Consider the following 18,274-nt stretch of genomic DNA (forward strand, 5'->3'; position numbering starts at 1 on the left):
GCGGCGGGCGTTGTCGACGCACACCGCGGCGCGGCCGACCAGTTCCTCGGCCAGGGCGAGGTTTGACGCGGAAAGTGTGCTGAGGCACTCAGATCTCCTTGTTTCAGCGGGCGTGGTTCAGGCCGTCGGTCGGGGATGGGGGAATGGGGGGGACGGTCGGTTTGGGGGTGAAGGAGAGCGTGCCGTGGTTGATCGGGAAGCTGGTGGGCATCGTTCCGGTCGCGCGACCGTACGCACAGGCGACCGCGGCCAGCGACGCGGCGACGCCCAGTTCCCCGGCGCCGCCGGGCTCCTCGGAGGTGCTGGGCATGACGATGATCCGGAGTTCGGGCGGGGTGTTCCACTGCCGGGTGTAGAAGTAGTTGTCCCAGCTCGCTTCGAGGAAGTACCCATCGCGCAGGTGCAGGCTGGAGGTCAGGGCCAGCGCGATGCCATCCATGGCGCAGCCCATCATCTGTGCTTCCAGACCTCGCGGGTTGACGGCGAGGCCGACGTCCACCGCGATCACCACCTTGGTGACGCGCGGTCCGGCCACGCCGTCGCGGATGGGGCGGTTGACGGTTTCTGGCCGGCAGTCGATCTCCACCAGCACGGCGCTGACGGCCTTGTACTCAGCGTGGAACGCGATGCCCTGCGCGGTGCCGACCTGCATCGACCGCCCCCAGGCGCCGACCTCGGCCACCTTCGCCAGCACCGCCCGGGAGCGGTCATCGCGGAGAAAGTCGTGCCGGAACCGGTAGGGGTCCTTGCCCATCTTCGCGGCGAGCTGGTCGACGATGAGCTCCCGGGCACAGGTGACGTCGGGCGAGTAGACGTTGCGCATGCTGCCGGTGTTGAAGCCCTTGTCGGTTTCGTTGAGCAACCGGCTGCCGGCGCCGAAGTTGTAGGACATCGCCTGACTGAGATGGAAGAACGTCTGGGAGAAGCCGATGTCGCCCACCGGAAGCCTCGCGGCCATGGCGGTGATGATCTCACCGAGTCCGTGGCCGAGGTCCGTGGAGACGCTGGTGTGCCGCTGCTTGTAGCTCAGCACGGTGTTGCCGAGGTAGGCGGCGCGTACCCGCGAGGTGGCCATCGGGTGGGTACGGCCCTGGCGGGAGTCGTCGGCACGGTGCCACATGAGCTTGACGGGTTTGCCGATCTTCTGGGACACCTCGGCGGCTTCCAGTGCGGCGTCGAAGAACAGCTTGCGCCCGAAGGAACCACCGCCTTCGGTGACGTGTACGGTAACGCTGCCGACCGGCAGCCCCAGCTTGGCGGCGATGGTCTGCTTGGCGACGAGCGGCGATTTCAACGCCGACCAGATCTCGGCGCGGCCGGCCCGCACGTCGGCGATCGCACAGTTGGGTTCCAGCGCGCTGTTGCTGCGAAAGTAGAAGGTGAACTTGCCTTCGACGGTCGGAGTCAGCGGCTTGAGCCCGAGCGGCAGCTCCGCGGCCTCCAGTTCCCGGAGCACGGTCTCGTCAGATTTTCCTTCCGCGGTACCGGGTTTCCAGGAGACCCGCAGGGCGCGTACGGCGTCGATGCACTGGCCGAAGGTTCTGGCGCGCACCGCCACCCCGGTGGAGATCGTCACCACATCGGTGACACCCGGCATGGCGCGGACCTCGGCGAGGTTGGCCACCGAGCCGACTTTGCCGTTGATGGTCGGCGGACGGCACACCATCGTCGGCTTCGCGTCCGGGACGTCGAGGTCCATCGCGAACTTCTTGCGCCCGGTCACCGCGTCCAGCGCGTCGATCCGGTTGTGCGGCCTGCCGATGACGGTGAAGTTCTCGCGTGACGTGAGCTCCACCGACACCTGCTGGGTCCGCGTGCTCGCGGCCTTCTCGGCGAGCGCACCGATGTCGACGCTGCGGCCGGAGCGATCGATGATCACCCCGGCCTTCAGCGTCAGGTCGGTGACCGCGGAACCGAGTTCGGTCGCCGCGGCCGCCAGCAACCGGTTCCGGGCGATGGCGGCGGCGACCCGGATCGGGACATAGGTGGCGATGGTGGTGTTCGACCCGCCGGTGAGCTGGTTGAACACCAGCTCCGGCCGAGCGTCGGCCAGTGTGACACACACCCGTTCCAGCGGCACGGCCATCTCCTCGGCGATCAGCATGGCCGTCGAGGTGGTGATGCCCTGCCCCACCTCGGCCCGCGGCAACGCGAACGACACCGTGCCGTCCCGGTTGACCTCGACCGAGATCAGGCCCGAGGTCGGCAGCGCCGCCGCGGTCATCATGTCGTTGAGGTCGAGCAGTTCCGTGAGTTCCGGTGAGGGCAGCCCGACGTCGGACGTCGGCGTCAGGCCGAGTTCGGTGGCGACCACCAGGGTCGGAGCCGCCACCACGTACCCGAGGAACCGGCGCCGCCCGATGCCCTCATCCGGCCCGCCGCCATTCGATCCCATCATCATTCAGCTCAAACCCGGACGGTTGGTCGTGGGGATCTCGATCTTGGTCTCCTTGGCCTTGGTGAGATAGAACAGGATGTACTTCCGCACGGCTTCGTCGAGGACCCAGGCGGTCTCGGGTACCAGCGGCAACGGAATGAGGCCCTCGCGGAATCTCACCAGTTTCGGCCAGATGGTGGGGATCAGCAGGTCCCACACCGGCTCGCGTTCGATGCCGTCCCAGTCGGCCACCTGGTCGCCGACCAGGTACCGGGCGAGCGCGTTGCACAGCGGCCGGCCGATGCCGGCGGGACTGGTCTGCTCGGCGAGCTGACCCAGCAGGATGTCGGTCAGCTCCACACCCTCGGGCGTCGGCCCCATGTTCCGGGGCAGGATCTGGTCCGACTGAGCGTTGGCCGCGGCCCAGGTGGCGGGGATGTATTCGTCCTTGATGCCGAGCATGTGCGCGGTCACCTGCCACACATGCAGGTACGCCTCGGAGTGGGCGGCACTGATCGGGACCTTCCATTCGAGCATCTTGCGCATGGCGAAGGTCGGCAAGGTGTGCCAGGTGACCAGCATGTCCTCCTGGCTGATCGGGATGTCGCCGGTCCAGTGGGGAGATTTCTGCAGTAGGTGTCGTACCGCCGCGTGTACCAGCCGGGTCTTCACCGCCTCGACCACGCAGGAGCCATCGGGCCGGTACGCGTTCAGGGCGCCGACGGCGAATCCCAGGATGCTTGTCTTGGCGACGCGGTCCTCCATGTCCGCGCCGCCCTTGGAGTAGTAGACCGAGAGGGCCTCCTTGGGAATGGCGGTGCTCAGCATGCCGCCACCCACGCCGTTGAGCAGATTGAGGTACAGCCCTCTGGACTTGTTGAACTCGGCTGCGGTGTTCAGCTTGCCGTGGTTCGCCCACGACGGCAGTTGGCGTGCTCTCTCCATGAAATCCCGCAGGTCCGCCGGCAGCCCTGCGGGCAGGGGCTGGTCGTTACGGGTCCAATTCCACAGCAGGCGGTTGACCTCGGGGACGGCGCCTCGATCGATCAGCGAGGCGACCAGCGGGTCGACCTCCTCGTCCCACACCCACCGCGGATCGGCGCCGGCGCCGACACCTGCGATCGAACCGCCCGGCGCCCAGGTCCAGGGCGTCGCCCGAGCCGGGAACGCCATCCCCAGCGCTCCGAGCGCCCCCAGGGCTCCACCTGAGATCAGCATTTTGCGCCTGCTCAGCTCCGCCATGCCGGACTCCTCCTTGGTTGAGAATTCGCAGCGGTGTCCCGGCCCGCGGGAAGCAAGCCAGGCCGAGGTCTTTCCTCCGCTTCTGGGCCGAGGGTCCGGCTCAGGCAGTCCTGATCAGGAGTTCGGGTAGTTCGGGTTGTTGGTCAGCGGAATCTCGATGCTGATCTGCTGCGCTCCGGACAGGTAGGCCAGGAGTACCTTGCGAAGGAGCTCATCGAAGAGCCAGTAGGTGCTGTCCGCCCCCGGGAACACCTTGAGCACGCCTTCGCGGACCGCGATGAAGGGTCCCCAGAACGTGTTGAGGAGCCCGTCCCAGAGCGGATACCTGGGGATACTCAGCCATCCGGCGATCTCGTCGCCGAGCATGAAGCGCGTCAACGAGCCGAGTACGCGCTTGGTGAGGAGTCCGGCATCGATCGTGGCGCCGAGCTCCAGGAGAATGTTGGCCAGCTTGATGCCCTCGGGCGTCGGGGCCAGCACCGGGTCCAGGACCTGCTTGGCCTGGGAATTGGCCTCGGTCCACGACGCGGGGATGTACTCCTCCTTGATGCCGAGCATGTACGCGGCCAGCTGCCAGGTGTGCAGGAACGCCGCGGAATCGCCGGCGGGCATCGGCACCTTCCACGCGACCAGATTCTTCATGACGGTCGTGGGCAGGCTGTGCCAGGTGACCATCATGTCCGCCTGGCTGATCGGAATCTCCTCGTCGGCGGCCCCCTGCCAGTGCGGGGACTTCGGCAGCAGGTGGCGCACGGCCGCATGCGCCAGCCGGGTCTTGACGCAGGTCACGATCATTTCGCCATCGGCGTCATAAGCGTTCCGAGTCCCGATGTCATACCCGAGCTTGGCGGTCTTGGAGATGCGGTCCTTCATGTCCGCACCACCCTGCGAGTAGTAGACCGCCCGCGCCTCCTTGGGGATGACCGTGCTCATCATGCCGCTGGCGAAGCCGTACAGCACGCCGGTGTAGAGCCCCCGCCTGTTGTTGAAGTCGGCCGCGGCGGCGATCTTGCCTCTGTCGGCCCAGGCCGGCAGCTGGCGGGCCTTCTCCATGAAGGCCTTCAGGTCCGCCGGCAGTCCGGCCGGCAACGGCTGACCGTTCTTGGTCCAGGTCCGCAGCAGAGTGTTGACCCTGGGCACCTCGCCCCGGTCGATCAGCGAGGCGACCAGCGTGTCGGCCTCCGGGTCCCATACCCACCGCGGGTCGAGGCCTGCCCCTGTGCCCACCACCGAGCCACTGGGCGACCACGTCCACACGCGCGCCTGCGCGGGGGTCGCGATGCTCAGCGCACCGAATGCGCCCAACGTCCCGCCGGCCCGGAGCATGTCGCGCCTGCTGAGTTTGTCCATGCCTTCGTCCCTTCTCCTCGTGAGGCCGAGAGCATTGCTGATACGATGAAACATGAAGTGAATCTGAGTATCACCAATACAGCACACAGTGTCGGACATCACAAGACCGTGACAGCGACTGTCAGGGATTGAGGCAGAATCAATCACAGGAGGTGATCGTGGAATCTGCACTGTCCGTGCTCATGGCGCCGTCGGACTCGGAGTCGCTGCTGGAGCGCGCGTACATTGATGCCGTCGAACAGGTTGACGACATGGACGAGACCCGTGCGCGCATACTCGACGCGGCGTATGAGCAGTTCTGTCGCATGGGTATCCGGCGGTCGACCATGGAGGACGTGGCCCGCCGGGCCGGGGTTTCGCGGATCACGGTCTACCGGCGGTTCGCCACCAAGGACGCGCTGGTCGAACATGTGGTACGTCGAGAATTCCGCCGATATTTCGACCAGTTCCTCATCGACATCGAACAAGCTCATACCGCCGCTGATCGGGCGGTTCTCGGCTTTGTGAGCTCATTACGCGCCATCCGGCGTAACCCGTTGATCGGCGGTCTGATCACCACGGAACCGGATCTGGTCGTACCCTCCATGATCAGCGACGGGGGCCGAACCCTCGCCACCGTGCGGCAGTTCGTCGCAGGCCAGCTCCGCCACGAGCAACGCGCGGGCAACGTGTCGAGCGACTTGGACACCGACCTCGTGGCCGAACTGATGGTCCGGATCTCCGCTTCCTTCCTGGCGATCCCCAGTCAGATCATCGACCTCGACGACGACGAGCAACTGGCCGCGGTGGCCCGGCAGTTCCTCGTGCCCATGTTGGAGCCAACCGGCCACCCGGATTGACCGCCGGGAAGAGCAAGCCGTAGAGCAGCGGCAGAGAATTTCTCCTCACGATTCCTCGCTCGCCGGGGCGGTTTCCCCTGCCCCAGGCCGCCTGACTCACATCGATGGCCGGGGTTCGCTGCCGTGTGCCCGGCTGAGGTGGTCATTTTCCGGTCAGCATGAGGGCAACAGCGTCCGGGAACATGATCACGATCGGCACAGCCGACGACCTGCGAATCGCCGAACTCCTTCTCGGCAAACGCCTCAAATCCACGTCCGGTGGCCCGATCGCCTACCTGACCATGGATCCGTCGGCCCCCGCGAGCTGAAGCGGGCCTAGATCACCGTCTAAGACCGGTCCAGGAAGGGTCTAGATCCAGGTGGGAGGGGTCTGGTTTCCAGATCCTCCGCCTGGGCTTTCCGGACCCCTCCTGACCTGCAACCCAGGCGCTTTAGGCAGCCCTAGACGGGTGCCGCCACAACCCCTGAAAACCGCCCTGGGCGGCAGGGATGGCGGGTTGCCTGCGAGAGCGCCGGGCGGGGCCGATCATCGTCGGGCAGGACGTGAACCGGGGTGCCGCAGGCGTCGGTCGTGAAGTCCTTCGCCGCCCTCCCCGCCTTCCACGGCCCGCTACCCCTGTTCTTCGCACATGCCGTATCGCTACCGTCAAAGTGGTGCAACCTCTATCTCCGTGAGTAATCACCACAGGTCAAACAGGGCGATGTGCGAAGAACGGGTCTAGCTGCCGGAGCGGGAGCCGCTGTCGGAGTCGCTGTCCGAGTCGCTGTCCGAGTCGGAGTCGCTGTCGCTGTCGGAGTCGGAGTCGGAGTCGCTGTCGGACTTGCTGTCGGAGCGGGACTTGCTGTCCGAGCGGGACTTGCTGTCGGAGCGGGAGTCGCTGTCGGAGCGGGACTTGCTGTCGGAGCGGGAGTCGCTGTCGGAGCGGGAGTCGCTGTCGGAGCGGGAGTCGCTGTCGGAGTCGGAGTCGAAGGGGTCGAAATCATCGGGGGGCGAGTCGCTGGAGTGCGTGATCCCGTTGACCAGATCGCCGACGGGGTCGGCTAGGAGCGTTGCGTGGGCCGGGCCGGCGGCTACGGGCGCGGCCAGGACGGAGCCGAGGGCAATCAGTGCGGCGGCGATCGTGTTGCGGTTCATCCGCGGTTCTCTCCTTTGAGCAGGGGCGTCCCGCCTGCTGCGGACCGCCCCATCCGTTACTGCACGCTCCATGTGACTACTCAGAGTGAGCAATTTCAAGCTTGAGCAGTATCCGGACGTGTCCCCTGATCTGGGGTGCTGCTTACTTGGCCGGCCAGTTTTCCCGGTCGGCGACGAACGATCCTCGTTGCGGCATCGTTACCACGTAGCCCTCGTCACGAAGCAGGGCGACCGCGGCCCGCGTACCTCGCTGCCGCAAGGTCCTCGGCAAGATCTTCCAAGGCGAGGTCGGCGTTCAATGCAGTGACCACCGCCTGCGTGAGCGGACGAAGGGCATAGACGTGTCGCACCGCATCAAGATCCACGATGACTCCGTAGTAATCCTCAGCGAACCGCTGAAACGCCTCCGGCGACGGATCCATGAGCAACTCGAACAGGTGTGCCGACCCATCGGGGTCGCTCTCGCCTTCCGGGTACTCGATCTCGCCCACCCGCCAGCAGTCGTCACCGGCCTCCCGCCACAGAGAAGCGGTCACGACTGGCATACCGTCCTCGTCGCAGAACGCAGGTTCTTCGACACAGTGGCGAAAGACGTGGGGGACGTCCTGAAAGACGTACGGCTCCGCGCTGAGGGGGCAGGTAAATCCTTCCGCCGTGAAGACCGGCCCTTCTGGGAAGTGCCACCAGACGGTACGCGACGCGGGGGCCGCCAGAGCCGCCAGGGTCAACAGGGGTATCCCCCAGCGCGGGGGCATCTGCGGTAATGGAAGCAAGATTGCCGCCGCTTCATCGTGGATGGAGGCGCCCAGCCTAGATCATCTGCGGCAACGGAGACAGACGCCACCCACCTCGCACCCGCGATAGGAGCAGTTGCCCGCACTCGCTGCTTCCGACGCCGCCGACAACCGGGAGCAACAAGCGATCACGGGACAACATGCTGCACGGATGACAAAGGGCCATCCCTGCTTTCAAAGGGTCTGGCCAGTGGACTGGCGAATCCCTTCGCGTTATAGATCGCTATTCTGACCCGGCGTGGGAGTACCGAGGAAATATCAGCTTGGACGCGCTGGGTGAAGAACTCGCCCAGATCGCCGATTCCTCGACGATTACCCCTCTACCGGCAGCCGAGGTCAGCGCGCTCGAAGAAGTGATCGGTGCGCCTCTGCCTCGGGAGTTCTGCTCGTTTCTGCTCCGGTTCGGTCCTGGTGTGCGCCCTGGCCCGGCGCTCGACCTGGAGTAGATCATCGATAAAAAACGACGAACCGCGCCGGCTCCCGACCCTACAGACCGGCGTTGTCAGAGTCTGTCGCCGTGCCGCAGCTATTAATTCCCGAAAATGAGTAATGCTGGGACCTTCACGGCGTATCTAATGGGGTGAGGGGGCCCGTATCGCGTACCTCGGGCCGTCCGCGTCAGCGATCTTGAGGAGAGTAGTCGCCGTGTCGCATTCTCCGGAGCCTACCTACAATTATGCCCTTCCGAGGGCATTTCCCTTCTACATCACGTGCGACGTGTCCCACTCGATGCACGCCCCCCGCGAGGACGGCAGGCAGACTCCGTTCGACATCCTTTCCAACTGTGTCGGGGAGCTGCTCTTTCAGCTCGAGGCCGGTGATCCGGGGGTGAGCGAGGCCGCGCACGTGTCCATCGTGGCCTTCCATGACAGGGCCAACGTGGTGCTCCCGCTCACCCGGCCCTGTGACGCGAGCAACATTCCCGCGCTGCCGAAGGGTGGTCAGACCAATTACGAGCAGGTGTTCCTGACCCTGCGGCAGCTCATCCAGGCCGACTGTGCCCGCCTGGCCGGGCAGTACCAGCTCAAGACTCCGGTGGTCTTCTTCATCACCGACGGCGAGCCCTTCGTCGGAAATGGCCGCCAGCCTGCCGAGGTCTGGCTGCCCGCCCGTGCCAGGCTGACCGACCCTGCGTTCCCGCACCGCCCGCACATCACGGCGATGGGCTTCGGCCAGGTCACCGAGCAGACCCTCTGCCAGGTGGCGACATCCTTCCGGAACAACCCGTTGGCGTACGTCGCGGACGAGTCGATCCAGGCGGTCAAGGTGGTGGCGGCGATAGCCCAGGCGGTCCAGGACAGCATCGGCAGCTCGATCAGGAATTCCGACTTCGTGATCCCGATTCCGGCCGGCATGCGCCGGCTCCCGTGCGGAGGCTCCTGATGGGCCCGCCGGGCCGGATCCGTACCAGCGCGGTCGCCACCCTCGTCATCGGGTTCGCCGTCGCGGGCTGCAGCGGGTCCGGCGACTCGGGGCGGCAGATCATCGTCAACGCGCGGGCGGGAGAGCGTGAGCAGCTCGTCGCCGAGATCTACGCCGCCGCGCTCGACCGGGCCGACGTCGACGGCGTCGCCAAGAAGGTGGCCGAGGTCGCGGACTACGCGAAGCAGCCGGACGACGCACGGGTCGCCGTCGACTACGACCTCGACGTGCTCGTGGCCGCGTCGCCGGCCTCGTCGACGCCGGACGACCAGCGACTCCCCACAGCCCTCCCCGGGCACACACTCGTGAGCAGGACGGCGATCCAGAGCCGCGCGGTGCTCGCCGTGTCCCCCTCGCTACAGCGGGACGTCCGGACGATTGCCGAATTCGCGCAGAAGTACCAGAACGACACGGCCCGCGTCACTGTCCTGGTCCCGCCAGAGTTCAGCGTGTTCAACCGGGCGCTGACCGACCGGGGACTCGCCGTCAGCAGTCAGGCCGACTTCGACGCCGCCCTGACGCAGTCCGGTTTCACGGGAGGCGCGATCGTCCCGGCCGGCTCGAAGAAGGGGAACCTCGTCCCGCTCGAGGACCCGGACAATATCCTGCCCCCCCGGACGCTGAGCGTGTTCGCCAGCGAGCAGGTCACCAAGGGTGATCCGGAGGCCGAGCGGGTGCTCCAGGAGGTGACGGACGCGCTCACCCCGCAGGTCGTCGACCGTCTGCTCACCGAGGTGAAGAACAACGGGAAGAGGTCGGCCGACGTGGCGAGGGACTGGGCGGGCGACAACGTGTCGACGTCGTCCGGGTTCCCTCTGGCACAGATGATCCTGGCCCTGTTGCTGGGCGGGGCGGCGGCGTTCACCGCGCTCTACCTCCTCGGCTGGCGTCCCGCGACGACCGCCGTGCGTGGGGGGAGGCAGCCGGACGTGGCGACTCCCAATGCGCCGCAGTCCGCTGCCACGCAGGACACCCGCGTGGTCGTCGGTCCCGAGCCCAGGCGGATCGCCGTGCACCTGCCCTGGAGCACCACCTCGGCCGATGCCGGGCTTGCACTCGACGGAGGCCTGGTCAAGGGCACGACAGTGCGTGCCGCCACGGTACGGGGCCGCACGCACAGCTTCCGCGGCGAGACCCGGCAGGACGCGTACGGCGTGCGGCTCAGCAGCGACGAGCGCTGGGTCATCGCGGTCGTGGCCGACGGCCTGGGCAGCGCGCGCCACGCGGAGATCGCGTCCACGGTCGCCGTCAGGGCCGCGCTGGACGGGATCGACTCCGCGCTGCGGTCCGGTGAACGCCCGCAGAGCTGGGACTGGAAATCTGTGCTCGCCTACGTGTCCGACACGGTCCGGCGGACCACCGAGTCCCTGGGCTCGCCGCGGCCGGGCACCAATACCGAACGCGCCCCTTCCGCACGGCCCGGGACCACTCTGACCGTGGCCGTCCTCCCTTCGGAGGGAGAGGGGCAAGCCGTGTGCGCCGCCGTCGGCGACTCCCCGGCCATCCTCGTCACCGGCGGCCAGTGGCAGGCGTTGGCGGGCGGAGGAGGAGGCGGCGACAACGTGACGGCGGCGATCCCGGGCGACCTCGCCGACATCCAGGTCCAGATGTTCTCGTGGCGCGCGGGTGACCTGCTGGTGCTCAGCAGCGACGGCTTCGCCGCGGGCGTCGCGGGCGGCCGGACCCCGCTGGCCCAGCGGCTGTCCCAGACCTGGCGCACGCCGCCGAGCCTGGTCGACTTCGTCCGGGAGGTCGACTTCCGCCTCTCCACCTTCGACGACGACCGGACGGTGGTCGCGATCTGGGCCGGACGCCACGATACGGCCGTGCCGTGACGGATCTTCCGATGATCGTCCGCGTCGGCGAGCTGACATTCACCGGGGAGGGGCCGATGCTCCGCGACGGAGGGCAGACGGACGGACTGCGGCTCTGCATCGCCCCCGACCAGCGCACCTACCTGTTCAAGAGGTACAAGTCCGAGACCGCCGACGAGGTGCGCGTCCCCGCGCTGCATTCCATGATCCGCTGGCGCAGGGAGCTCCCGGACGAGGAGCGTGCGGTGTTGGACGAGAGGTGCGCCTGGCCGATCGCCGTCGTCGGCACGCCCGCCAGGGCCGAGGGCATCCTGATCAGGCTCGCCGAAAGGTCGATGTTCGAACAGCGGACCTCCGGCTCGGGCGAGGCGACCGAGACCCCGCGTCACCTCGACGAGCTCACCCGGAGCCCGGACCGTGCGAGGCGGATCGCGCAACGGTACGAGGTGAAGAAGGCGTACTACGAGCCGCCATACAAGCTGGCCGTGCTCGGTGAGCTGCTGGACACCGTCACCTGGCTGCACCAGCACGGGTACGCGGTGGGGGATCTGCAATTACGCAACGCCGTCTTCACGATCGATCCGCGCCCCAAGGCGTACCTCCTCGACTGCGACTCCTGCGTGCCGCTCCTGGGTGAGGGCGCGATGCCTCCCGTCGACCCGGAGCAGTGGAAGCTTCCGGTGGAGCAGCGTGGGGTGGCCTTCGACGTGACCTCGGACCACTACAAGTTCGCCTGGGCGGTGGTGCGCTGCGTCCAGGAGACGGTCGAAACCTGGCAGCCGGATCCGCTGGTCCTCCGGAGGGTCATGCCGTCGGCCCTCGCCGACACGCTCATCGAGTGCAGCCGTACCCTGCCGCCGCCCGGTGTGCGGGAGCGGCTCCGAGAGGCGGCCGCGGTGTGGCCGAGGATGGTCATCGGGGAGCGGCTCTACGTCAACGTGGACGGCTTCATCAAGAAGCCCTGGCCGACGGGCGAGTCGGCCGTGACACCGGCCCCGATCACTGTCACGCCTCCGGTGCCGGCCACCTCGGCAGGTTCGGGAGGGAAAGTGAAGTGGGCGGTCGTGGCGGGGGCCGTGCTGATCGTGCTCTTCTTCCTCATCATCGCCCTGGGTAAGTGACCTCGTTCAAGGGGAGTGAATTAAATGTCCAACACCAGCCGTGTCCCGGGCGTCATGACCGCATCCCCCGCGGAGTAGCCGATGCTTCGCCACCTCTCGATGCTCGCCGTGTCATTGGCCGTGTTCCTGAGCCCGGTGCTACCGTCCCCCACGCCGATCGCGCCCGCCGGCTGTGAGCCACCCGACGTACGGCATCAGGAGCTCCAGGTGGCGATAGACACGCTTCGGAACGTGCCGGACGCGGACATCGACATTCAGGTGTTTCCCCAGACCCTCCTGCCGACCTCGACGTCCTACGTCATCGACTACGTGGTGGAAGACTGCTCGGCGGACCGTGGCATCGCCGCCCGGGACGACGTCGCCTACACGGTCGTCCTCACGGTCGGCCCGAAGGTCCCAGATGTGCAAGGTCTTTCCCGCACCGACGCCGAAACCGCTCTCGACGCCGCCGGCCTGGGCAAGGACCCGCAGCCGGCGAGCGCGAGCGCCGACTGGAAGGTCGCCGGCCAGGATCCGCCCGCGGGCCAACTGGTGAGCTTCGGCATGACCGTGCGAATAGACCTGGTCTCCCCGAATCCGCCCCCGCCCGAGGTCACCACTCCTGCACCACCGCCCGTGAAGCCGGGGCGGCAGGTGACCGTGCCGCCGCTGATCGGACTCGGCCCGGCAGCGGCCAGGCTGCAGCTCTCGGAGGTCGGCCTGGTGCTCCGCGTGGATCCCGATTCGCCCGAGACGGGGGCGATCCGCAGCCAGGATCCCGTGGTCGGCAGCCAGGTCTCCAAGGGCGCGACCGTGACGGTGTCGCTGCGGGAGGCGGTGACGGAGACGCCAAACCCGAACGACGACGGAAACAAAACGGGCCCTGGGGAGATCCCCGGGACCGACAATGGCTCCTCCTCACCGCTGATCCCCGTAGCGCTCGTAGGGATCGTGCTCCCGGGACTGGCAATCGCCCTCGTCCTCGTCCTCGTCGCCCGGACCCTGCGGGCCCGCCGTACCGTGCGAGGGAGCGACCCGCACCAGGCCCCGTCCCCGTCTCCGGCCCCGGCCCAAACCCTGCCGTATCCCCGGCTCCCATCTCAAACCCAGCCCCAGCAGGTGCCGTCGATCCGCTGCGATCCGCACCCCGATCCCGCCCCGCGCCTGGAAATCCACCTGACCGGCTCTCCGCCGCCCGGCGCGGCCCCGTCCGCCCCGGTGCCGGACATTCGGGTGGAACTGTTCGCGGACCCCGGCCGCCAGGAACTGAGAGAGGTCGTATCGTGACAGTCCACATCGAAACCGAGCCAGGCACCGCCGATCTCCTGCTCTTCCCGGACCCGAGGGACGCGGCGGCGGAGCTGTCGCGGGCCCTCGACGCGCGCCGCACACTCGAGCAGGTCGAGGACGGCACCCAGCGAGCGGGCTCGGCCTTCCGCGGCGCGCTCAACGGCAGGGTCGCCGACGCGGGCGGCGAACTGCTGCGCGGCATCGAGCTGGGCACGGTCCTGCTCGGCGGCTGGCTGCAGTACCGGGAGTTGGGGCTCGCCGCACGCAGGAGCGTCGAACAACCCGGAAGCACCGAAATAGTGCGCCTGCCCGGACACACGATCACGTCAAAGCACGCCCCCTACGTCGACGTGTACATCGAGGATCAGTACGTGGCCCGCGTCGGCTTCGGCATCGACCTGGAGTTCGGCGTCGGCCTGCTCCAGGCGAGCATTCGCAACGGTCGCCTGATGAGCCTGCGCGCGGGCGACTGCACGGCGAGCATAACGTGGAGCGTGGAGGGCTTTCCGGTGGCCCAGAACACGGCGAGACTCACCATGCCGCTCCAGCTCAGGCTCGGTGACGGGATCCTCCTCAGTGGAACGGGCGCACCGCAACCATGACTACCGTAGAGCCGTTTTTTCTACAGTCCCATCTTTAACGGCACCCCAGTCATGGAGCCCAGGGCAGCCGTACCGCTTCGATCTCGGAGTCTTTCAGAAGCACGTCGATGAGCGAGGCGGGCCCGGCCACCTTGGTGGCCCACAGGTCGTAGTCGGTGCAGATGATCCATGAATGGTCCTCGGCCCAGAGGTTGGACGGGCTGAAGTGGACCTCGGGGTTGTCATACAAGATCTCGGCATCGCCGAGGCGACCCGCACGCACATGGAGGTTCTCGAAATCGGTCGCCCCGAGCATCAGGGGGCTGTAGTAGGCCAGGCAGCGGGTGTCCGCGCCCGCAGGGCTATGGGCACGGAGCAGGCCGATCAGATGGTTCCAGGTCTCGCGGTCCATGCTGCCCTCGGTCGGCGGAGCGATCGAGATGGGCCAGCTGCCGTTGACAGGGACCGAGGGGAAGCAGCGGTAGCAGGGCAGGAGACCGTCGGGGACTACCGGATCGCCGTTGCGTTGCGCGAGGTCGGCCCAGCGCAGCCGTTTCCAGCCGGGGCCGGGGTGCTCGGCGCGGCCCAGGCCACCTCCGATGACGGTTCCCACGGTGTTCATGTCGAGGCCACCGACGATCTCGGGGGGCACGCTTCCGTCCGCGATCGCGGTGCGATGAACGTCGTCATAGGAGATATCGGTAGGGGCCTGATCATGCTCGTACATAGCGTTCAGTACCCAGGCTGCGTCCGGGAGCGAAGGCGGCATGAAGCCGGTGAGGCCGTCACCGGCAAGTTCTCGCAGCCAGTCGGTGGCACTGGAGGGCACGACCGGCCACCGGGCTGAAAGCGAGGTCGATGGCTGGGGCATCTGACTATTCTCCCAGGTCGGGAGATATCAGTCGCAGGTCATATCCAGCGAAGTGGTGTACGTAAGCCGATGGGTTTCTGGATGAGTTTGGGCGTTCACTGCGTAACAGGTCCTGAGGAGGTCAGGTAGGGATGTTCCGCATTCAACCACCTGCGGTCCAGCCGCACTCCTGTAGCCAACTCGATGCCCGTCAAGAAGCCCGCCTTCCAGTCCCAGTTGTCGTCTCTCCCGGTCCAGGCGGTGTCCTCGTAGTCGAGGAAGAAGCCGCTGATCGCCGTCAATTCCGGCCACCATGCCAGGTTCGGGTGGTCCTCAGGGCGTCCAGGGAACAGCCCGTCGATCGACAGGAGGACCTCGCCGTCGACGGCGAGGGACAGGTAGTTCACGGAGTTGACGTTCCACCAGGCGTTGTAGACGCGGGCATTTGTGCTCAGGGGCCGAGTCACTGCCGGAGGCACCCCGAGATAGTCGAGTCCGTACAAGACGATCGCTGACCCGGCCCGGTCCACCGCCACCGGAGGCGGATTCAGGCGGTAGTCGGGAAGGTCGACGACGTCAAGGCCAGCCGCTTCGTGGACCTCGTGCCCGGTGCCCCCGCTCAATCGGGTACCGATGTCTTCCACGGTGAGAGGCGCCGCGCCGACGTTGGGAACGACGACCGTCCAGCACAACGCCACATCCAGTGCGGGTGGCACGGGCTCGCCGACAAGCCGCCGATAGTGCTTGTACACCTCATCGGCTGCGGGCCGTCCGTCATCCACGTGATGGTCTCTTTCGTCATTGTCGAGTGGGTCGAGGAAGATCTTCGTGGAGGGCGGGGCAGCGTGACCGCCTGTGCCGATCCTGGGACTGGGCTGGCTCTTGCGCCGCGCAGGCCGACGGGAAGACCGCTGCTTTCGCAGGCGGGAGCCGGATGTCGCTCACGCACCGTTTAAGCCGGCGGTCGGCACGCGTTTCCCATCCTGATCTGCAGGACTAGGGACCTGCTATGCCGAGGCGGCGCGCAGCATCGCGGCGACGGCCGCCGCGTGGTTGAAGGTCACCTTGCGGGAGGTTAACCCGCCGGTGTGGCGGCGTGTCCACGTGCCGTCGACGGCGACTTTGGCCGACTTGCGCGAGGTGATCCAGGTCGCGATGGGCTGGGAGCGGCACCACCTGCACGTGTTCTCCGACGGAGATCGGCAGTACGGCGACAACGCCCGCGACGAGACGGCGGTGACGATGGCCGGTCTCATCCCGAAGGCCGGGGACTGGCTCGGCTATCGCTACGACTTCGGCGACATGTGGGATCACGACATCGAGGTGGAGAAGGTCCACCAGGCCGCAGACCTCTGGTGCTCGACCCGCGGGCGCGCCTGCCCCCAGAAGACAGCGGTGGTCCGGAGGGCTACGCCGGAAACGTGTCATGGCACTGCCATTAGGTGGCAGGGCAGGAGGTTCCCTTGGCGGGGACCTTGCCGTTCACCACGTAGTCCTCGACGACGCCGGTGATGCAGGGACCACCGGCCGGGTAAGCACCGTGCAGATCGCCTCCGTAGGTGACCAGCACGCCGTTGGTGAGCTGCCTGGTCAGGCTCCCCGCCTCCTTGGTCGGTGCGGCCGTGTCCTTCTCCGAGCTGATCACCACGATCGGGGCCGGGCCGGTGTGCCTGACCGTGCGGCCTTCGGGGTCGACGGGCACCGGCCACTGCGCGCATGAGGGGAGCAGGAAGGCGGTCGTCGGGCTGAGCTGGCCGAAGATCGGGGAGATACGGGTCAGCTTGGCCTCGATCCGGGGCAGGTCCCGTATGGCGGGCCGTTCGCGGTCACGGCAGTAGACCCCGCTGCCGTACGGGGCCGACCCGAAGATCCCGAAGGGGCTGTAGGTATCGCCTTGGCGACCGGTCATCGCGTCGGCGAGCTCCAGCAGGGGACCACCGTCGCCCTTGATCGCCTTGGCGAACCTGGCTTCCAGCTCCTGCCAGTACGCCTCGCCGACGCTCGCTGCGTGCAGGGTGGCGATCGCCAGGCTGGCGCCGAGACGGCGGTCGCCGACCTCGAGCGGCTGGCGCTTGAGCCGCTCGATCAGTCCCTCGACGGCGCTGTCGACCTCCTTGGTGTCCTTGCCCAGGTCACAGCCCTTCTTGACGCACCCGGCCAGGAACCTCTCATAGAAGAGCTGGTAGGTGCGGGTGAGCTGCGTTACCACCTCGAGCACCGACTGCCGGGGGTTGAGCCCGGCGTCCAGCACCATCCGGCCGACCCGCTGGGGATGCAGGGTGGCGTAGACGCCGCCGAGGACGCTGCCGAGGGACATCCCGTAGTAGTTGAGCTTGTTCTCGCCCAGCGCCGCGCGCAGCCGGTCCATGTCCCTGGCCGTGTCGCCCATGCCCGCATGCGGCAGGATCCTGCCCGACTCCTTCTCGCAGGTGCGGATGAAGTCGGCGGTCGCCCGAAGGAACGCCTTACGGTCGGTGGGGTTCCCGACGCCCGGGTTGACGGCGAACAGGCGGTCGATCGAGGCGCCAGGGCCGCAGGTCACCGGAGAGGTATCGCCCGAGCCGCGCGGATCGAAGCTGACCAGGTCGTACTGTTTGCGCAGGGCCGCGTACTTCTGGTGGCTCGCCGCCAGGTTGATGACGCCGCGGCCGCCGCCGCCGAAGTTCATCACCAGCGAGCCGATCCGGGTGCCGGTGGCCTTAGCTCTGATCACCGCGACGTCGACGGTCCCGGCGCTCGGGTTGCCGTAGTCGAGCGGCACGGTCAGCTTGCCGCAGTCCAGGCCCGCGGTGGACACGGGCAGTCCGGTACACGCCCCCCAGGAGATCGCGGGTGCCGTGGCGACCGTACCGGTGGTCGTGTCTGCGATGGCGGTGGTGGCCGGCAGGAGTCCCAGCGCGGCCACCACCGGCAGCACCAGGGACCTGGGTGATCGGAGGATCAACATGATCGCCTTCCGGGTTGAGGAATCTCTCCACCGACCCTTCCAGCGGTGCTCCCGCGGCTCTTCCCCAATAGGGATGAAAACCACTCGCCGGGTGGCCCTCCTCGCGACCGACGTCAAGATCAACCCTGTTGGCGATGCCGGTCGTGTACGGCCGCCTCCTCGGACATGGATAGGACCTCCGGCTCACCCCTGGAAGGTAGCGCTCGACAAAGATCGTTTTCAGGGATGGGGTCCCAGTAGTAACGACGCAGGAAACAACGGATATGCAACGTCGGCGTCCCCGGCGCGGTCCTGCTGCGCATGGCCGCCGAAGACCCGTCGTGCGATGGCATCCTGGTCAACAGCGCTACTGAGCTGATCAGCATCATCATCAGCAGGGCGTCCGCGTCAGCCATCGCTCAGGGGCCGGTCTGACGGGATCGGCCGCGTCGCGGCGAAAGATTTCTCCGGGGCCGTGTCGATCAGCGGGCCGCTCGTTCGACGTATGGGGGCGAGGGCCGATGGGCGGCCCCGCCGGACGAGGAGAACGCGAT

Annotated in this window: 17 protein-coding genes; 9 read left to right on the forward strand and 8 right to left on the reverse strand. The window is 67.4% G+C overall.

What is annotated here, in order from left to right; all coding sequences use genetic code 11:
• Positions 1-103 precede the first annotated feature (103 nt).
• The 3 genes from ABZ260_RS25085 to ABZ260_RS25095 form a co-directional block, all read right to left on the reverse strand.
• Positions 104-2,401, reverse strand: coding sequence for a molybdopterin cofactor-binding domain-containing protein (locus tag ABZ260_RS25085; protein ID WP_355622132.1), 2,298 nt, complete (start codon positions 2,399-2,401; stop codon positions 104-106).
• Positions 2,402-3,619 carry an oxygenase MpaB family protein gene (locus tag ABZ260_RS25090; protein WP_355622135.1) on the reverse strand — a complete coding sequence of 406 codons (1,218 nt, stop codon included), beginning with the start codon at positions 3,617-3,619 and terminating at the stop codon, positions 2,402-2,404. It lies immediately after the preceding gene.
• 114 nt (positions 3,620-3,733) lie between these two features.
• A complete protein-coding gene (locus ABZ260_RS25095; protein ID WP_355622138.1) occupies positions 3,734-4,969 on the reverse strand; it encodes an oxygenase MpaB family protein in 1,236 nt (411 codons plus the stop codon).
• A gap of 182 nt (positions 4,970-5,151) precedes the next feature.
• Here ABZ260_RS25095 and ABZ260_RS25100 point away from each other — a divergent pair, with 182 nt between their 5' ends.
• Both ABZ260_RS25100 and ABZ260_RS25105 read left to right on the forward strand, forming a co-directional pair.
• The gene (locus ABZ260_RS25100; protein WP_355622141.1) at positions 5,152-5,808 is read left to right on the forward strand and encodes a helix-turn-helix domain-containing protein; all 657 of its coding nucleotides are present in this window, start codon (positions 5,152-5,154) and stop codon (positions 5,806-5,808) included.
• Between the two features lie 182 nt (positions 5,809-5,990).
• Positions 5,991-6,116, forward strand: coding sequence for a hypothetical protein (locus tag ABZ260_RS25105; RefSeq protein WP_355622144.1), 126 nt, complete (start codon positions 5,991-5,993; stop codon positions 6,114-6,116).
• Positions 6,117-6,526: 410 nt separating this feature from the next.
• Here the strand turns inward: ABZ260_RS25105 and ABZ260_RS25110 are convergent, their stop codons facing one another.
• Together ABZ260_RS25110 and ABZ260_RS25115 are read right to left on the reverse strand one after the other, a co-directional pair.
• Positions 6,527-6,943, reverse strand: coding sequence for a hypothetical protein (locus tag ABZ260_RS25110; RefSeq protein ID WP_355622147.1), 417 nt, complete (start codon positions 6,941-6,943; stop codon positions 6,527-6,529).
• 215 nt (positions 6,944-7,158) lie between these two features.
• Positions 7,159-7,671: a hypothetical protein gene (locus ABZ260_RS25115; RefSeq protein ID WP_355622150.1), complete on the reverse strand. Its 513-nt coding sequence runs from the start codon at positions 7,669-7,671 to the stop codon at positions 7,159-7,161.
• Between the two features lie 329 nt (positions 7,672-8,000).
• Here ABZ260_RS25115 and ABZ260_RS25120 point away from each other — a divergent pair, with 329 nt between their 5' ends.
• The 6 genes from ABZ260_RS25120 (at position 8,001) to ABZ260_RS25145 (ending at position 13,965) form a co-directional block, all read left to right on the forward strand.
• Positions 8,001-8,183 carry a hypothetical protein gene (locus ABZ260_RS25120; RefSeq protein ID WP_355622153.1) on the forward strand — a complete coding sequence of 61 codons (183 nt, stop codon included), beginning with the start codon at positions 8,001-8,003 and terminating at the stop codon, positions 8,181-8,183.
• Between the two features lie 271 nt (positions 8,184-8,454).
• A complete protein-coding gene (locus ABZ260_RS25125; protein WP_355622156.1) occupies positions 8,455-9,120 on the forward strand; it encodes a vWA domain-containing protein in 666 nt (221 codons plus the stop codon).
• A complete protein-coding gene (locus ABZ260_RS25130) occupies positions 9,105-10,994 on the forward strand; it encodes a protein phosphatase 2C domain-containing protein (protein WP_355622159.1) in 1,890 nt (629 codons plus the stop codon). Before ABZ260_RS25125 ends, ABZ260_RS25130 begins: the two co-directional genes overlap by 16 nt.
• Entirely contained in the window at positions 10,991-12,094 is a 1,104-nt protein-coding gene (locus ABZ260_RS25135; RefSeq protein ID WP_355622162.1) for a hypothetical protein, read from the forward strand. The genes ABZ260_RS25130 and ABZ260_RS25135 overlap by 4 nt, the downstream gene beginning before the upstream one ends.
• Before the next feature lie 81 nt (positions 12,095-12,175).
• A complete protein-coding gene (locus tag ABZ260_RS25140; RefSeq protein ID WP_355622165.1) occupies positions 12,176-13,360 on the forward strand; it encodes a PASTA domain-containing protein in 1,185 nt (394 codons plus the stop codon).
• The gene (locus ABZ260_RS25145; protein ID WP_355622168.1) at positions 13,357-13,965 is read left to right on the forward strand and encodes a hypothetical protein; all 609 of its coding nucleotides are present in this window, start codon (positions 13,357-13,359) and stop codon (positions 13,963-13,965) included. The genes ABZ260_RS25140 and ABZ260_RS25145 overlap by 4 nt, the downstream gene beginning before the upstream one ends.
• 49 nt (positions 13,966-14,014) lie before the next feature.
• Here ABZ260_RS25145 and ABZ260_RS25150 read toward each other — a convergent pair whose 3' ends face one another.
• Positions 14,015-14,815: a hypothetical protein gene (locus ABZ260_RS25150; RefSeq protein WP_355622171.1), complete on the reverse strand. Its 801-nt coding sequence runs from the start codon at positions 14,813-14,815 to the stop codon at positions 14,015-14,017.
• Between the two features lie 95 nt (positions 14,816-14,910).
• A complete protein-coding gene (locus tag ABZ260_RS25155) occupies positions 14,911-15,576 on the reverse strand; it encodes a DUF6461 domain-containing protein (RefSeq protein ID WP_355622174.1) in 666 nt (221 codons plus the stop codon).
• A 322-nt stretch (positions 15,577-15,898) separates the two neighbouring features.
• On the opposite strand from ABZ260_RS25155, the gene ABZ260_RS25160 reads away from it, so the two are divergent.
• Positions 15,899-16,306: a plasmid pRiA4b ORF-3 family protein gene (locus ABZ260_RS25160; RefSeq protein ID WP_355622180.1), complete on the forward strand. Its 408-nt coding sequence runs from the start codon at positions 15,899-15,901 to the stop codon at positions 16,304-16,306.
• Here ABZ260_RS25160 and ABZ260_RS25165 read toward each other — a convergent pair.
• Positions 16,233-17,741, reverse strand: a complete 1,509-nt coding sequence (locus tag ABZ260_RS25165) for an alpha/beta hydrolase (RefSeq protein WP_355622177.1) — start codon at positions 17,739-17,741, stop codon at positions 16,233-16,235. The genes ABZ260_RS25160 and ABZ260_RS25165 overlap by 74 nt on opposite strands.
• Between the last annotated feature and the right edge of the window lie 533 nt (positions 17,742-18,274).

This window comes from Streptosporangium sp. NPDC006013, assembly GCF_040614275.1.
Taxonomy (GTDB): domain Bacteria; phylum Actinomycetota; class Actinomycetes; order Streptosporangiales; family Streptosporangiaceae; genus Streptosporangium.

Excerpts from the sequence above, each read along its gene's own strand:
- ABZ260_RS25085 (WP_355622132.1), bottom strand. The coding sequence starts at position 2,401 with ATGATGATGGGATCGAATGGCGGCGGGCCGGATGAGGGCATCGGGCGG.
- ABZ260_RS25090 (WP_355622135.1), bottom strand. The coding sequence starts at position 3,619 with ATGGCGGAGCTGAGCAGGCGCAAAATGCTGATCTCAGGTGGAGCCCTG.
- ABZ260_RS25095 (WP_355622138.1), bottom strand. The coding sequence starts at position 4,969 with ATGGACAAACTCAGCAGGCGCGACATGCTCCGGGCCGGCGGGACGTTG.
- ABZ260_RS25100 (WP_355622141.1), top strand. The coding sequence starts at position 5,152 with ATGGCGCCGTCGGACTCGGAGTCGCTGCTGGAGCGCGCGTACATTGAT.
- ABZ260_RS25105 (WP_355622144.1), top strand. The coding sequence starts at position 5,991 with ATGATCACGATCGGCACAGCCGACGACCTGCGAATCGCCGAACTCCTT.
- ABZ260_RS25110 (WP_355622147.1), bottom strand. The coding sequence starts at position 6,943 with ATGAACCGCAACACGATCGCCGCCGCACTGATTGCCCTCGGCTCCGTC.
- ABZ260_RS25140 (WP_355622165.1), top strand. The coding sequence starts at position 12,176 with ATGCTTCGCCACCTCTCGATGCTCGCCGTGTCATTGGCCGTGTTCCTG.
- ABZ260_RS25150 (WP_355622171.1), bottom strand. The coding sequence starts at position 14,815 with ATGCCCCAGCCATCGACCTCGCTTTCAGCCCGGTGGCCGGTCGTGCCC.
- ABZ260_RS25165 (WP_355622177.1), bottom strand. The coding sequence starts at position 17,741 with ATGTTGATCCTCCGATCACCCAGGTCCCTGGTGCTGCCGGTGGTGGCC.